The 14,969-nt window shown below is 72.2% G+C and carries 16 protein-coding genes; 10 read left to right on the plus strand and 6 right to left on the minus strand.

Annotation, left to right across the window (positions count from 1 at the left end):
• Positions 1-13: 13 nt before the first annotated feature.
• From VNF07_10065 to VNF07_10105, 9 genes are read left to right on the plus strand one after another with little or no spacing between them, the layout of a single operon-like run.
• Positions 14-1,327 (plus strand): flagellar hook-basal body complex protein, encoded by a 1,314-nt coding sequence (locus VNF07_10065; protein ID HVB06575.1) that lies wholly within the window; start codon positions 14-16, stop codon positions 1,325-1,327.
• Positions 1,324-2,274, plus strand: coding sequence for a FliM/FliN family flagellar motor switch protein (locus VNF07_10070; GenBank protein HVB06576.1), 951 nt, complete (start codon positions 1,324-1,326; stop codon positions 2,272-2,274). Before VNF07_10065 ends, VNF07_10070 begins: the two co-directional genes overlap by 4 nt.
• On the plus strand, positions 2,271-2,651 hold the full coding sequence (locus VNF07_10075) for a FliM/FliN family flagellar motor switch protein (GenBank protein ID HVB06577.1): 381 nt from the start codon (positions 2,271-2,273) through the stop codon (positions 2,649-2,651). Before VNF07_10070 ends, VNF07_10075 begins: the two co-directional genes overlap by 4 nt.
• Positions 2,648-3,169: a flagellar biosynthetic protein FliO gene (locus VNF07_10080; protein HVB06578.1), complete on the plus strand. Its 522-nt coding sequence runs from the start codon at positions 2,648-2,650 to the stop codon at positions 3,167-3,169. Before VNF07_10075 ends, VNF07_10080 begins: the two co-directional genes overlap by 4 nt.
• Before the next feature lie 14 nt (positions 3,170-3,183).
• Positions 3,184-3,864 (plus strand): flagellar type III secretion system pore protein FliP, encoded by a 681-nt coding sequence (fliP, locus tag VNF07_10085; protein ID HVB06579.1) that lies wholly within the window; start codon positions 3,184-3,186, stop codon positions 3,862-3,864.
• The gene (gene fliQ, locus VNF07_10090; GenBank protein HVB06580.1) at positions 3,861-4,136 is read left to right on the plus strand and encodes a flagellar biosynthesis protein FliQ; all 276 of its coding nucleotides are present in this window, start codon (positions 3,861-3,863) and stop codon (positions 4,134-4,136) included. The genes fliP and fliQ overlap by 4 nt, the downstream gene beginning before the upstream one ends.
• Before the next feature lie 2 nt (positions 4,137-4,138).
• Positions 4,139-4,906: a flagellar biosynthetic protein FliR gene (locus VNF07_10095; protein ID HVB06581.1), complete on the plus strand. Its 768-nt coding sequence runs from the start codon at positions 4,139-4,141 to the stop codon at positions 4,904-4,906.
• Positions 4,906-6,078: an EscU/YscU/HrcU family type III secretion system export apparatus switch protein gene (locus VNF07_10100; protein ID HVB06582.1), complete on the plus strand. Its 1,173-nt coding sequence runs from the start codon at positions 4,906-4,908 to the stop codon at positions 6,076-6,078. Before VNF07_10095 ends, VNF07_10100 begins: the two co-directional genes overlap by 1 nt.
• A complete protein-coding gene (locus tag VNF07_10105) occupies positions 6,075-7,514 on the plus strand; it encodes a methyltransferase (GenBank protein ID HVB06583.1) in 1,440 nt (479 codons plus the stop codon). The genes VNF07_10100 and VNF07_10105 overlap by 4 nt, the downstream gene beginning before the upstream one ends.
• A 34-nt stretch (positions 7,515-7,548) precedes the next feature.
• On the opposite strand, the gene VNF07_10110 is transcribed toward VNF07_10105, so the two are convergent.
• The gene (locus tag VNF07_10110) at positions 7,549-8,340 is read right to left on the minus strand and encodes an SDR family oxidoreductase (GenBank protein ID HVB06584.1); all 792 of its coding nucleotides are present in this window, start codon (positions 8,338-8,340) and stop codon (positions 7,549-7,551) included.
• A 192-nt stretch (positions 8,341-8,532) separates the two neighbouring features.
• On the opposite strand from VNF07_10110, the gene VNF07_10115 reads away from it, so the two are divergent.
• Positions 8,533-8,826, plus strand: coding sequence for a hypothetical protein (locus VNF07_10115; protein ID HVB06585.1), 294 nt, complete (start codon positions 8,533-8,535; stop codon positions 8,824-8,826).
• Between the two features lie 1,181 nt (positions 8,827-10,007).
• Here the strand turns inward: VNF07_10115 and VNF07_10120 are convergent.
• The 5 genes from VNF07_10120 to VNF07_10140 all read right to left on the minus strand — a co-directional run bounded on the left by VNF07_10120 (position 10,008) and on the right by VNF07_10140 (position 14,954).
• Positions 10,008-10,682, minus strand: a complete 675-nt coding sequence (locus VNF07_10120) for an HAD family hydrolase (protein ID HVB06586.1) — start codon at positions 10,680-10,682, stop codon at positions 10,008-10,010.
• Between the two features lie 58 nt (positions 10,683-10,740).
• Positions 10,741-11,022 carry a hypothetical protein gene (locus VNF07_10125; GenBank protein HVB06587.1) on the minus strand — a complete coding sequence of 94 codons (282 nt, stop codon included), beginning with the start codon at positions 11,020-11,022 and terminating at the stop codon, positions 10,741-10,743.
• Positions 11,019-11,456, minus strand: coding sequence for a flagellar export chaperone FliS (gene fliS / locus VNF07_10130; GenBank protein HVB06588.1), 438 nt, complete (start codon positions 11,454-11,456; stop codon positions 11,019-11,021). The genes VNF07_10125 and fliS overlap by 4 nt, the downstream gene beginning before the upstream one ends.
• A gap of 2 nt (positions 11,457-11,458) precedes the next feature.
• Positions 11,459-13,969 carry a flagellar filament capping protein FliD gene (fliD, locus tag VNF07_10135; protein ID HVB06589.1) on the minus strand — a complete coding sequence of 837 codons (2,511 nt, stop codon included), beginning with the start codon at positions 13,967-13,969 and terminating at the stop codon, positions 11,459-11,461.
• Positions 13,970-14,120: 151 nt separating this feature from the next.
• On the minus strand, positions 14,121-14,954 hold the full coding sequence (locus VNF07_10140; GenBank protein HVB06590.1) for a flagellin: 834 nt from the start codon (positions 14,952-14,954) through the stop codon (positions 14,121-14,123).
• Positions 14,955-14,969: the final 15 nt, after the last annotated feature.

The following is a 14,969-nucleotide window of genomic DNA, read 5'->3' on the forward strand; positions in this document are numbered from 1 at the left end:
AAGGACCCCCACCATGGCCGAACGTTCGATCCTCGCCGCCGTCTCCGGCATCGACGCCAACCAGACCTACCTGGACAGCGTCGCCAACGACATCGCCAACGCCGACACCGTCGGCTTCAAGTCCGAGAACGTCCAGTTCCAGGACCTCCTCGCCGAGCAGATCTCCGGCGGCGCCGCTCCCACCACGGGCGGCGCCGGCATCAACCCGGTGAGCATCGGCTCGGGTGTGCGCGTGGGCGCGAACACCGTCGACCTCTCCGAGGGCTCCCTCGAGGCCACCGGGCAGGCGACCGACGTCGCGATCCAGGGCGCCGGCTACCTCGTCACCGACACCAACGGCCAGATCGGCTACACCCGCGACGGCAGCCTGACGATCGACGGCAACGGCAACCTCGCCACCCAGTACGGGGGGCTCGTGCAGGGCTGGCAGGCGAACGGGGCGGGCACCGTGAACACCAACGCCCCGACCTCGGCGATCCGCATCCCCGCCGGCGAGACGATCCCGGCGCAGGCGACGACCGAGCTCACCCTCGGCGGCAACCTCCCCGCCTGGAGCGGTGTCGGCACCCAGCCGACGGCGACCACCACCTTGAACGCCTACGACTCGCTCGGCAACGCGGTCGCGGTGACCCTCACCTTCACCGGCGTAGCGGGTTCGGCCAACAACTGGACGGTCTCGGGCTCGGTGCTCGCGCCGAACGGCACGACCGACAACCTCTGGGCCACCAACCCGAACGTCGCCTTCAACCCAGCCAACGGCCAGGTCTCGGCGGTCACGGTCGGCGGCACCCCGGTCGCGCCGGGCACCGACGGCTCGATCGCCCTCCCCGTCGGAACGATGCCCGCCGGCTACACCTTCCCCGCCGGGGACAACTGGAAGATCAACTTCCCGCCGCCGAACTCCTCCTCCGCGGTGACCCAGTTCGCCGGCCAACAGACGGTCGGCCTGCAGACCCAGGACGGCCACTCCGCCGGCAGCCTCGAGAGCTTCTCGATCGGCGGCGACGGCACCATCACCGGCTCGTTCTCCGACGGCACGACGCTCGCCCTCGGTGAGATCGCCCTCGCCTCGTTCACCAATCCGAGCGGCCTCACCGACGCCGGCAACGGCACCTACCAGGTGACCCCGAACTCCGGCCAGCCCTCCGTCGGCACCGCCGGCACGGGCGGGCGCGGTGAGCTCCTCGGCGGCGAGCTCGAGCAGTCGAACGTCAACCTCGGCACCGAGCTCACCAACCTCATCAACGCACAGGAGTCCTACGACGCCAACACCAAGGTCCTCACCACCTCCCAGCAGGTGATCCAGTCGCTCGAGAGCGCGGCGTGAGCGAGGAGCACGGCGCCCGCGCCGGCGCCGCGGTGCTGGAGGACGACTCGACGCGCATCCGCCTCTTCGACTTCTCCCGCCAAGAGACGATCGAGCGCGGCCGCCTGCGCCTGCTGCGGCCGATGCTCGAGGCCGTCGCCGGACGGGTCACCTCGACCCTCTCCTCCGACGTCCGCCAGGTTGTGCACGTCACCCTCCCCGACGAGCTCGTGCAGAGCTCCTGGGAGGACTACGCGCCGACGCTTCCCGACCCGACGTACGTCTCGACGGCGATCATCTCCCCCGCCGAGCGGCGCTTCGTCCTGCACCTCCCCGTCGGCCTCGCCTTCCTCATCGTCGACTACAGCCTCGGCGGCGACGGCCTCGTGCAGCCGGAGCGCGAGGACCTCACCGACATCGAGCGGGCGCTGCTCCGCCCGCTCGTCACCGACCTCTGGCGGGACTCGATCGTCCCCGCGCTGTCGAGCTTCCTCGAACTCGGCGTCTCCTCGGTGCAGACCTCCAACAGCCCGATCTTCGTGCAGGTCGGCCGCCCCGGCGAAATCTGTCTGATCGCCGAGCTGGGAGTGACCCTCGCCGACTCCGAGCCCTACACCGTGGCGCTCGCGATGCCGGTCTCGGCGGTGAACCCGGTGATCGAGAGCGTCGAGCGCGCCCAGTCCGGCGAGGCCACCGATGCCAACGAGGCGACCGTCGCGCAGGTCGAGCGCCGCCTGCAGCTCGTCCCCGTCGAGCTCCTCGTCTCGTATCCCTCCGTGCGCTTCACCCCCTCCGAGCTCGTCGGGCTGCACCCCGGCGACGTCCTCCCCCTCCGCCCGCGCTTCGACGACGGCCCCGACGTCCTCGAGCTGCTCGTCGGCGACGCCTGCTACGCGCACGGCGTCCTCGTCGAGGACGGGCGGAACCTCGCCGTCAGCGTCACCACCATCGAAGAGAGGACCCAATGACCGAGGCCGCGACCCCGCAGACCGCGCCGAACGACGAGCTCAACCCCGCCGAGGGGCTGCACGTCGTGTCGAGCGTCCCCGAGAGCAGCGCCGTAGCGGAGGCCGTCTTCTCGCCGAAGATCGCGATGCTCGGCGACGTCGAGCTGCGCGTCGACGTCGTCCTCGGGCGTGCCCGCTGCACCCTGCAGGAGCTGCTCAGCATCCGCCCGAGCCAGACGATCGAGCTCGACCGCCAGCGCAACAGCCCCGTCGAGATCCTCGTGAACTCCAAGCCCTTCGCCCTCGGCGAGATCGTGGTGATCGACGAGACCAACCTCGGCGTGCGCGTCCTCGAGATCCTCGAGACCACCTTCGTCGCCCCCGGGCGGTCGGCGTGAGCGCCCTCCTCCTCGCGGCGGCGCACCCCTCGGCGTTGCAGACGGCGACCGACCCCTCGATCGGCGCCTCGCTCATGAAGATGGTCCTCGGCCTCGGCGGGGTGATCGTGTCGATTCTCGTCGTCTCGAAGGTCCTCCAGTACCTGCGCAAGGGCACCGCGCCGCGCCGCGCCGCCACCGGCGGCCTCGAGGTCCTCTCGCGGCAGAGCCTCGGCAAAGGGCTGCAGCTCGCGGTGGTGCGCTTCAACGGCCGCGAGGTCCTCGTCGGGATCGCCGGCCAGCAGATCTCCTTCCACGAGCCGACGGCCGCCACCTTGGAGGGCGAGCTCGCCCTCCTCGGGGCCGGTGGGCCCGAGGCGAGCGCACCCGTCGCGGCGAGCGGCCTCGCGGGGGCGCTCGCCGGCCTCACCGGCCGCGGCGCTGGGCTGCAGCAGGGACGCGCCCTCGCCGGCCTCGGCGGCGGGAGCGGCACTGCGGCGAGCTTCCTCGACCGCCTCCGCGACGCGACTACCCGCTAGCGCGAGCCGACCCCGTGCCCACCTTGTTCGCCGCGTCGTCGGTGACGTTGAACTTCGGGAACAGTCTCGCGAAGCCGACGTCGAGCCTGCTCATCCTGCTCACCGTCACGGTGCTCTCCGTCGCGCCCTCGCTGTTCATCCTGCTCACCGGCTTCGTCCGCATCACGATCGTCCTCGGCCTCACCCGCCAGGCGCTCGGTCTGCAGACGACGCCGCCGAACCAGGTGATCGCCGGCCTCGCGCTGTTCCTCTCGCTGTTCATCATGACGCCGACCCTCTCGGCGATGAACCACGACGCGCTGCAGCCCTACCTGCACGGCCGGATCAACGCCGGGCAGGCCTTCGGCAAGGCCGAGGTGCCGCTCAAGACGTGGCTGCTCAAGCAGACCGGCACCGACGAGCTGAACATGACCGACAAGTTCGCGGGCGCCTCCCCCGCGCAGCCCGCCGAGGCGCCGCTGCAGGCGATCATCCCCGCCTTCCTGCTCAGCCAGCTGAAGTCGGCCTTCATCATCGGCTTCGTGATCTTCGTGCCGTTCCTCATCATCGACCTGATCGTCTCGGCGACGTTGATGTCGATGGGCATCGTGATGCTGCCACCGACCCTCGTCTCGCTGCCGTTCAAGCTGTTGCTCTTCGTCCTCGTGAACGGCTGGTCCCTCGTCGTCGGCTCTCTCGTGACGAGCTTCCGGTGACCGAGCAGATCGCCCTCTCGCTCGCCGCCAACGCGATGGCGACGGCCGCGAAGCTCGCCGCGCCGATCGTCCTCTCGGCGATGGCCGTCGGCCTGCTCGTCTCGATCTTCCAGTCGGTGACCCAGATCCAGGAGATGACGCTCACCTTCGTGCCGAAGCTGATCGCCGTCGGCATCGTCTTCACGACCGCCGGCCACTGGATGCTCTCGACCTACATCGGTTACGTCGACAACCTCTTCAACAGCATCCCGCAGCTCCTCGCCGGCGGTTAGCCGTGGGGCTCTCGGTCAACGCGACCTGGCTGATCGCCTTCCTCCTCGCCTTCGTGCGCGCCGGGGCGTGGATGATCGCGATGCCGGCCTTCTCGGACATCAAGGTGATCCCGCCGATCGCCGTCGCCTGCTCGGCGGCGGGGCTCGCGATCCTCGCCGCCCCCACGATCCCCGCCTCGGCGCTCCCCGTCGACACCCCCGGGCTGATCGGCGCGATCCTCCTGCAGGCGCTCACCGGGGCGGCGATGGGCTTCGTCGTCAACCTCATCCTGCAGGCCTTCACGGCCGCGGGGAGCGTCCTTGACCTCGCGGGGGGCCTCAACCTGCCCGGTGCGGTCGACCCGCTCTCCACCAACCAGACGCCGATGGTCGGCCAGTTCTACCAGCAGGTCGCGCTGCTGTTGCTCTTCGGCACCGGGGGCTACCTGGAGATCGTCGCCGGCTTCCTGCACTCGTTCAAGCTGCAGAGCTTCGACCTCGGCTCGCTGCACCTGCTCGCGGTCGTGCTCACCGCCGACCTCGCGACGCTGTGGACCTCGGCGCTCGAGATGGCCGGGCCGGTGCTCCTCGTGCTGTTCACGACGCAGGTCGCGTTGGCGCTGCTCTCGCGCGCCGCCCCGCAGCTCAACGTCTGGCAGCTCGGCATGCCGCTGCAGATCTTCCTCACCCTCTCCCTCGTCGCCGTCGCGATCACCGTCTTCCCCGCCTATCTGACCGGGGCCGTGAGCCACGCGGTGAACGACGTCGGCGCGCTCTTCGGTGCCCACTGATGCCCACCTCGGACAAGCACGCACGCACCGAGAAGCCGACCCCGAAGCGCAAGAAGGAGGCGCGCGACAAGGGCAAGGTCGCCCGCTCCGCGGACATCACCGCCTTCGCCGGCCTGCTCGGCGCGTCGACGCTGCTGCCGGCGCTGTTCTCCTCGGCGCGCGGCAAGGTCCTCAACCTCGTGGACGAGGCGATGAACGTCGCCCGCAACCCGAGCCCGCAGGGGGCCGAGACGGTCTTCGGCCACGGCCTGATGGCCGTGCTCCAGGTGATCGTCCCCCTCGCCGGCGGCCTCGCCCTCCTCGGTTGCGTCGCCAACCTCGCACAGGTGGGGCTGCACCTCTCGGGGAAGGGGCTCGCCCCGCAGTTCTCGCGCATCAGCCCGAAAGGGGGCCTGAAGCGCCTCTTCTCCGCGGCGAACGGGGTCAACCTCGCGAAGCAGCTCGCGAAGGTCGCGCTCCTCGGGGCGCTCACCACCTCGGTGATCACCACGCTGCTGCACGCCGTCCCCGCCGGCTCCCCCGAGCCGCTGATCGCGACCGTCGGGATCGGCGCCAGCCACCTCCTCGGCTTCATCCGCATCGTCGCCACCCTCGGCGTCGCCCTCGGCATCGCCGATTTCCTCTACCAGCGCAAACACCTCCTCGACACCTTGAAGATGACCAAGCAGGAGGTGAAGGACGAGGCCCGCCAGCGCGAGGGCGACCCGGCGGTGAAGGCGGACCTCCGCCGCCGCGCCTACGCGATCGCCCGTTCGCGCACCCTCGCCGCGGTGCGCGGCGCCGACGTGGTCGTCGCCAACCCCACCCACTACGCCGTCGCCCTCCGCTACGACAAGGCGCGCGCCGCGGCGCCCGTCGTGCTCGCGAAGGGCGAGGGGTCACTGGCGCTGCGGATCAAGGCCGAGGCGGCGCGCTGCCTGATCCCCGTCGTCGAGGACCCGCCGCTCGCCCGCTACCTCTTCGCGACGACCGAGGCGGGCCGTGCGGTCCCCGCCGAGATCTACGTCGCCGTCGCCCGCCTGCTCGCCTTCATCTACTCGCTGCCGCCGACCTTCACCGGCGGGGCGATCCACTCCTTCCCCCACTCGCACGTCCCCTACGACCCCGCCGACGGCCCGCGACCCGATGACGAGGACCTCGTCGGGGCGGGCACACGAGGAGGCACCCCGTGACCCAGCTGCTCCCCGCCCCCACCTCCCCGCCCGCAGCGGCGGCGCCCCGCGGCGCGCTCGCGCCGCCGGCGCCCGGGCCGCGCGAGCTCGCGGCGACGCTGCAGCTGCGCGCGCTGCTCGACGAGTGCTCGTGGCCGCACCTGCACCTCTACGTCGGCCACGGCGAGCCCTTCGCCGCCGAGCCGGCGCGCGCCCTCGCGGCCGTCGAGGAGCTCCCCGCGCTCCCCCGTCGCCTGCTGCGCCTGCTCGGCCTCGGCCTCCCCGTCCCCGACGACGGCGCGCCCCCCGAGAGCCGCGCCGCCGAGGCCGCGCTCCTCGACGCCGGCCTCCTCACCCGCGGCGGCGGCGCGCTGCGCACGACTGGCTGGGTGGTCGCCCCCGCGCTCGGTGGCGAGGTGATCATGGGCACCCCCTCCACCTACATCTCGGGCGGGAGCGTCGGCGCCCTCGCCTACCTCGGGAGCGACTCACTGCTCCTCGCGAAGCTCCTCGGCCCGCTGCAGGGGCGCTCCTTCCTCGACCTCGGGGCGGGCTGCGGGGCGCAGGGGCTGCTCACGGCGCGCGGCGCGGCGCGCGCCGTGCTCACCGACATCGACGCCTTCTCACTCAGGGTCTCGGCGCTCAACTGGGCGCTGAACGCCGTCGAGCACCCGGTGCTGCTCGGCGAGGGCGACCTCTACGCCCCCCTCGCCGGAGAGCGGGTCGACGTCATCGCCGTCCTCCCCCCCTACCTGCCGAGCTTCCCCGAGGCGGGCGTGTCGGTGACCGCCGCCGGTGGCCTCGACGGCCTCACCTTCATCCGCCGCCTGCTCGCCGGGGCGGGCGAGGCGCTCAACCCCGGTGGCGAGCTCGTCGCCCTCGCGCAGCTGCAGTGCGACGACGACGGCCCGCTCCTCGAGCGCGAGCTCGCCGAGCTCGCCCCCGAGCTCGCGGTGCAGCTCGTCCTTTTCGACCGCCACCCGCTGCAGCCCTACCTCGCCGAGCTCAGCGGTCGGCTGGTGCGCCACGGCTCGGCCGTGGAGCCGCGCGCCCTCGCCGCCCGTTTCGAGGCGACGCTGCGCTCGCGGGGCGTCACCGGGGTGTGCACGGCGGCGATCCGCGGCCGCCGCGTGACGGGCGGCGGCGCAACGCGCGTCCTCGGCCCCCCCGGTGCCCTCCTCTCGCGCGACGTGCTCGCGCCGGCCCCGGGCGTCACGACGGGCCGGGCCGGGGGGCAGGCCAGCCTCGCGGGCGCCGGCCTCCCGGCGATGCCGCTCGACCCCGTGACCGCGGCGCTCGTCGCGGCGCTCGACGGCGAGCGCACCATCGCCGCAGCGGCGGCGCGGGCGTGGGGGGCGCCGGTCGGCGCCACGCCGCAGCAGCTCGCCGAGCAGGCCGCGTTGCGCCTCGGCGACCTCTTCGGCCGTGGCTACCTCGTCCGCTGCGCGGTGCGCTAGCGGCCCCTGCCCGTTGTGGCATGGATCCTCACAGTCAGCCGATGCCCGTGTCACCACCGTCGATGTCGAAGACGCCGGCGGTGATCCACGACGCGGCGGGCGAGAGCAGGAACAGGACGAGGCTCGCGACGTCCTCCGGGGTGCCGACGCGCCCGAGCGAGATCTGCTTCATCACCGCCGCGAGGCGCTCGGGCGCTCGGCTCGCGCTCGTGCGGGGCGTGTCGATGTGGCCCGGCGCGACCGCGTTCACCCGCACCTGCGGTGCGAACTCCCGTCCCATGGTCTTGGTGAGGTTGTTGAGCGCCGCCTTGCTCGCCCCGTAGGCGCCCATCAGCCCGGCGCTCGGGGATCGCCCGGAGAGCGAGCTCACGTGCACGATCGCCCCTCCCCCCGCCTCGCGCAGGTACGGGAGGGCCGTCTTGCTGCAGAGGAAGGCACCGACGACGTTCAACCGGTAGGACTCGATGAAGTCCTCGCCGGAGAGCGACTCGAGCGGTCCGCGCGTGAAGGTGTCCGAGAAGCTTCCCCCCGCCGAGTTGACGAGGTGGTCGACCCGGCCGAAGCGCTCGACCGTCGCGGCGAACAGGCGGGCGACCGACGCCTCGTCCCGCACGTCGACCGCGACGCCGGCGGCCTCGACGCCCTCGGCCTCCAGCGCGGCCTGCGCGTTGGCGCAGTTCTCCTCGCTGCGCGAGCAGACGACGACGCGCGCGCCGGCCGCGCCGAGCGCGCCCGCGATGCCGGCGCCGATGCCGGCGGTGCCGCCGGTGACGACGGCGACCTTGCCGCTGAAGTCCAACTGCTCGGCGATCTCGTTGCGCGCCATCGTCTCGTCCTCCTGTGCTCGTGATCCGGTTCGGGCGGCCGAGAGCATCTCACGAAGCAACGGGGCGCCCCCGCGCTCGCAACCGACGGGACGTATCTCTTCCCGCTCCGCACGGCCACCGAGGTACGGGTCGTCCTCGGGAGCGGGCTCCTCTTCGCCCTGGTCGCGATCGGCGCCCTGGCGCTCGCCAGCGTGACCCGCCGTGGCTCGGGGGCGGTCGTCACCGGCGTCGTCGCCTTCGCGCTGCCGTTCATCGTCCTTTCCGAATCGCTCCGTTCGGGCGCCGACTCGTTGCTGTGGTTCACCCCCGTCGCCGGCTTCTCGATCCAGGGCACCCTGCCCCGGTTCGCCCAGGTCGCCGGCGACTACACGATGGGCAACGGCTACTACCCGCTCTCGCCGTGGACCGGCATCGCCGTGCTCGGCGCCTGGACCGCCGTCGCCCTCGGAGCGGCCCTGTGGTCGTTGGGGCACCGGGACGTCTGAACCCAGCCGGCCCGGCATCTCCCCGCAACGACGAGCCGGCCACATCGAGGTCACAAGTGTCGCCGGGCGCCGGCCCCCCGCGACCTAGAACTGGCCTTCAGATGCTGGAGCCGGGGAGAGCGGGCACGCGACCGGGAGGTCGCCGAGACGACAGCGGGACGCGTTCGTCGCGACGACGGTGCTCGTCACGGTGGGGCTGATCCTTGCCGCCTGTGGCGGCGGGCGCGCCTCCCCCGGCGTCGCGAACGCCGGCTCGGCGACGACCACGACCGAGGCCCGGTCCCCGACGGCGGGGGACGACGCGGACACCGCCGCGATGGGTTGCTCGGCAACGCCGCAGACCTGCGCGCCCGCGTCCCTGCGGGCCCGCGTCGCCACCTCGCTGATCCTGCCAGCAGGTCACACCCACGTCACAGGCACGGCCGACGCGCGACGTCCCCCTTCGTAGAACGGTGCCGGCACCGCTCGACCTTGGAGGCCGCCCGTATGAGAAGCAATGAGGAGCGCGCTCGGGCCACCCAACGCCCAGGCCGGGCGGCACGGCGCCGCCGGGCGCTCCGCCTCCGGCGGCCCGTGGTGCTCACCGCGGTGTCGGCCGCGCTCGCGTTCGGCCTCTCGGCGTGCGGTGGCGGGCCGCCGGCACACGGCGTCGCGCGCACCGGGGGCGGCCCGAGGCGACCACCGCAGCGCGCAACCCCTCCGCCAGCGCGTCGCCGTACGACCGGGCGGTCGCCTACGCGAAGTGCATGCGCTCCCACGGCATCACCGACATGCCCGATCCCGACAACAGCGGCAACTTCGACCTGAAGGCCCTCCACCCGGCGGGGGCAGTGATCTCAACCCCGGCGATCCGCGCTACGCCGCCGCGAACACGACCTGTCGGTACCTGCTCCCGAACGGCGGCCGCGTCACGCCGGCCGCGCGACAGCACGACCAGGCGCAGGCGCTCTTGTGGGCGCACTGCATGCGCGCCCACGGCCTCGCGAACTTCCCCGATCCCGCCAGCAACGGCCTGATCGGAATTCAGTCCATCCGCTCCGCCGGCCTGGCGCCTACCTCGCCGCAGTTCCAGGCAGCAGACAGAGCCTGCGGGGCCTATCAGCCCGACAACGTCGGCATCAGCGCTGCGGGCGGTGGGCAGTGAGGGCCCGGTCCGGGGCCGGGCGGCGACGTCGGGGCCCTCAGTAGAGCAGGGCGAGCACCGCTCCGAGCTCCTCGATCGTCTCGCCCCGCCAATCCTTCTCCTCGTCGTAGCGGAAGTACGCGTCCCCACGGCTCCTGAACAGCACCGACCGCAGCCCGGCGGCGAGCGCGCCGGTCAGCTCCGAGCTCCCGCCGTCGCCCACGTAGAGCGCGTCCGCCGGCCGGGTACCGAGGCCCTCGAGGACCACCTGGTACATCCTCGGGTCGGGCTTGCGCATTCCCATCTCACAAGAGAAGACGGCGCAGTCGACCAAGGGCGCGTACTCCGACCCCGACCAGAGGATCGGGATCTCGTCGGTGCAGTCCGAGAGCACGCCGATGGCGAGACGCCGCTCCCGCAGCGCCGCCAGCACTTCGATCGCGCCCGGCCGCGGGGCGAGCATCGCCTGCTGTCCCGACATGCGCAGCACGAGGGCGCGGTCGATGACCTCGGGGAGCAGCGAGCCACCGGCGCGCGCGGAGAGGGCCACGAGCTGTTCGCGGACGTCACCGAGCGAACCGCGGGCCCGCTCGTCGTAGGTCTCGCGCAGCGCGTCGCGCAGTGCGTCGGGGGCGGCGCCGAGGACCTCGGCGAGCTCGACGATCTGCTGCCCCCGGCTCGCCTCCGAGCCCGTCAGGGTGCCGAAGAGATCGAAGACGACCGCCGAGATCACCAAGCCATCATGCAACGGCTGCCGCCTCGCCGCGGCCCGTCCCGCGCGGCTTGTCGCCTCAGGCGCGGGCGTCGAGGTAGATCGGGACCGGGACAGGGTCCGGGCGACGGAGCAGGCGCCCGGCCACCACCGCGAGTCGCGCCCCCAGTTCGGCCTCGAGCTCCGCGAGCTCGCCGAGGAGCTCCTGGGCGCGGCCGAGGAGCGCCGGGGGGAAGGGGCCGAGGTCGCCCGGGAGCTCGTAGGTCGGCGCCGCCGGCGCCCCGCCGAGGACGGCGCGGTGCTCGGCGAGGCGCGCCGCGAGGGCGTCGAGCGCCTCGTCCCAGCGCCCGCCCGCCGTCACGCCACGCCCTCGAAGACCCCGGTGCTGCCGCGCACCGCCAGCGAGGCGGCCGCCTGGCGGTTCGCGTTGGCGATCGCCTCGATCATCTCGCGCACGCCGCGCAGGTGGACTGCGTCCTTGGTGAGGTTCGCCTGCACCAGCCGGTTGAGGCAGAAGGTGTAGGTGCCCGCGAGCGCCGCGCCGAGCGCGGTCTCGCGGTCGAGGGGGTCGCGCAGTGCGTAGAGGATCTCCTGAGCGTGCACGAGCGCCTCGCTCGTCTGTTCGATCAGGCGGTGCGCGAGACCCTCGGCCGCGTCGTCGAGGTCGCGGAGCAGCTTGTCGAAGAGCATCAGGAGACGCTGCTCGGGCGTCGCCGTCTCGATCTGGTCGGCCAGGTAGCGGGCGCGGTAGGCCTCGGCCTGGAGGAGCTCGAAGTGCCCTTCGGTCGTCGTCATCTTCAGAAGCCCGTCAGTTTGCTGATCTGGCTGGTGAGCGCGGCACCCTCGTTCTTCACCGATCCGAGGGTCTGCTCCATCTGCGCGAACTGCTTCGTGAGCAGGGTCTGCTGCTCCTGCTCGAGGCGCTGGTAGTTGGCGATCTGGCTGTTGAGGCCGGTCGACTGGTCCGAGAGGCCCTTGATCGCGTCGGAGAGCGAGCCCGTCGCCGCGTCCGAGGCGCTCTTGGAGATCGTGAGCAGCTGCTGCGCGAGGCCGGGCGTGTAGGTGAAGTTGCCGAGGGCGGTCGGGGAGCTCACCCCCGTGGTCGTGACCTGCAGGGTGAGGCCGTGCAGCGTCGGGTCCTTGGAGGGCGAGATCAGCTCCTGGCCCGTGCCCGTGGCGAGGACTCCGTTGATCGATCCCGCGACGTCGGTCCCGGTGAAGGTCGCCGGAGTGTTCGCCGTCGCTCCGCCGAGGCCGGTCGTACCCGGGGCGGTCGAGTCGCTCGTCACCGAGAAGGTCGCCCCCGACCCGAAGCCGGCGCTCTGCACTTGCAGCTGGTCACCGCCGCTCACGAAGGCCGAGAGGGAGAGGCCGTTCGCCGCGAACAGCTGGTTGAGGCCCGTCGCGACCTGGTCGAGGGACTGCCCGGCGCTCACCGAGTACTGGGCGCTCGCGCCGTTGGCGGTGACCGTCAGGTTCTCGCCGGCGGTGACGGTTCCCCCCGAGAGCACCGCCCCGAGGTCGCTCGCGGGCGCCGCCGACTGGGTGAGCGAGACGGCGTAGGTGCCGGTCGCGGTCGAGGGGTCCCCGTAGACGAGGCTCACCTGCCCGGCGTTGGAGGGCGAGGCGGGGCTGAAGGTGCCCCCGGCGGTGAAGAGCGCCGCCACGGCCGAGGGGTTCTGGGCGTAGGCCTTCTCGAAGGCGTTCTGGTCGAACGTGATCGTCCCGGTCTGGGTGAGGGTGATTCCCACCGCGGTCGCCGAGCCGAGGCCGGAGGTTCCCGCAGCGGTCGCGAAGGTGGAGAGGATCGACTGCTGGAGGGCGGAGACCACCGCCGAGCCCATCAGGGGGCCCCCGGTCTTGGTCGTCGCGTTGTAGCCGGCGAGGGTCGAGATGTCCGACAGCGCCTGGTTGGCGGCGCTCACGAGGGTCGACACCGAGTTCGCCTCGCCGCTCGCGTCGGGGGCCACGGTGACCGTCGTGGTGCCGAGCGAGGCGACCGTCACCGAGGCCCCCTGCAGGAGGTTGGTGAAGGTGTTCGTCGAGGACTGGAGCGTGTAGCCGTTGACGCCGCCGACGGTCACCGCGGCGTCCGCCGCGGCGGTGATCGTGGAGAGCGAGCCGAGCGAGCCGCCCGACAGCGGCGCCGAGTCGACGCTCACCGCACCGCCGAGACCGGTCGCGTCCGAGGTCACCTGCAGGCGGTAATGGCCCGAGGCCTCCTGGACCGCGGTCGCGGTGAGGCCGAGGCCCGCGGCGTTCAGGTTGGAGACGAGCGAGGAGAGGCTCCCGTTCCCCGTGCTCACGAGCGCCGCCTGCGCCTTCCCGGCCGAGACGAGCGCCCCCGAGACCCCCGGCTGCGTGGCGACCGCGGCGCTGATCGTCCCACTCGGGGCGTTCAGGGTCACGGTGCCCCCGGGGTTGATCGCGCTGAGCGTCGTCGAGGTCCCGTCGACCGCGACGACCGCGTCCGAGCCGGTGGCGCTGGCGCCGCTCGTGAGGCCGAGGGTCGAGAGGCCATTGCCGCCGGTGGCCCCGAGCGTGGCCGCGCTCCCCTGCTCGTCGGTCGAGAGCTGCAGGCTGCCGTTCTCCGAGAGCGAGGCGGTGACCGCGGCGCCGGCGCTCGCGGCGGCGGCGTTCACCGCTGCGACGAGGCCGCTCGCGCTGTAGCTGCCCGCCGCGAGGGTGAGGGTCTTCGGTGCGCCCCCGACGTCGAGGGTCAGCGTGTCGTTGGTGCCGCCCGTGATCGTGGTGCTCGCGCCGGGCACGCCGCCGAGGAGCGTCGCCGCCGCCGAGGACTGGCTGACGGTGATCGTGTGGCTGCCGATCGTGAGCGCTCCTGCGCCGGCGAGGCCACTGAAGCCGAGGGCCGCTCCACCGGTCGCGGCGAGCACGGAGGCGCCGCTCGAGACGGTGGCAGCGGGGCTCGTGACACTGCCGCTCGAGAGCAGGACGTTTCCCTGCGCGAGCGCGCTCACGGTGAAGCCGAGGGTGGCCGGCGTGGCGCCGGCCGAGGCGGTGGCGGTTGCGACCGCGGTGTTCTGCGAGGTCGCCGTCATGAGGTTCCACGCCGAGGCGGTGTTCAGCGCGCCGGCGGCGGTCTGCAGCGACTGGAAGTCCGAGTTCAGCGTGCGGTAGTCGCCCGACTGGTTGGAGAGGCTGGTCTGCTCGTTCTGCAGGTTGGTGATCGGCGCTTGGTAGGCCTGCAGCAGCGCCTGGATCACCTGGGTGGTGTTGATCCCCGAGACGATGCCGTTCACGAGGAGGGGCGCGGCGGCGCTCGAGGTGGTGCCCGCCACGTTGGTCATCGCCTCACCTCCCTCACCTCGGCCGCCGCTCGGCCCTACGCGCTGCTTCGTCCCGTCCGAGGACAAGGCGAAGCACCGCTACTGCCGTCCCGAGGCCCCGTCCCCAGGCGCCACTTCGGCGCCGGGAGCCGGGACCGGGGGTCCGTCAAGCTCAGACGAGCTTCAGCACGAGCGAAGGCGCCTGCTGGGCCTGCGCCAACATCGACGTGCCGGTCTGCATCAGGATCTGGTCCGTGGAGAAGGTGGTCATCTCCTGGGCCATGTTCACGTCGACGAGCTGGCTGTCAGCAGCAGAGAGGTTCTGCTGGCCGACGGTCAGGTTCGCGGCGATCGACTGCAGCTCGTTCTGGATAGCGCCGACGCTCGCCTCGATGTTGTCGACGGTCGAGATGGCCGACTGCACCGCGCTGATCGCCGCCTGAGCGGAGCTCGCGGAGCCGACGCCCACCGAGCCGGTGGTGACGCCGAGCGCACCCGAAGTCGCCGCCGAGATGCTCACCGAGACCTGCTGGTTGGTCAGGTTGAACGCGCCCACCTGCAGCACCTGGCTGGTGAACGTCCCGTCGAGGAGGTTCGTCTTGCCGTAGCTGGTGGTGTTGGCGATCTGGTCGATGTCGGCCTGCAGCGCCTGGAACTCCTGCTGGTTGGCACCGAGCGACGTGGAGTCGTTGGTGGCACCGTTGGCCGAGGAGAGCGCGAGCTGGTTCATCGTCTGGAGAATCGACGAGATCTGGTTCAGCGCGCCCGACGCGGTCTGCACGAGCGAGACACCGTTCTGTGCGTTGGAGATGGCGACGGAGTAGCCGTTGGCCTGCGACTCGAGCGCCTGGCTCGTGACGTAGGCGGCGGGGCCGTCCGCAGCCGTCTGGATCGCAAGACCCGAGGAGAGCTCCCCGATGGCCTTGGTCTCCGCGTTGTCGGTGGAGTTCAGGTTGTTGTACGCCGAGATGGCGGACAGGTTCGTGTCAACGACGAGAGAAGACATCCATTTCCTCACTTT

The organism is Acidimicrobiales bacterium (assembly GCA_035533595.1).
In the GTDB taxonomy this organism is placed as follows: domain Bacteria; phylum Actinomycetota; class Acidimicrobiia; order Acidimicrobiales; family Bog-793; genus DATLTN01.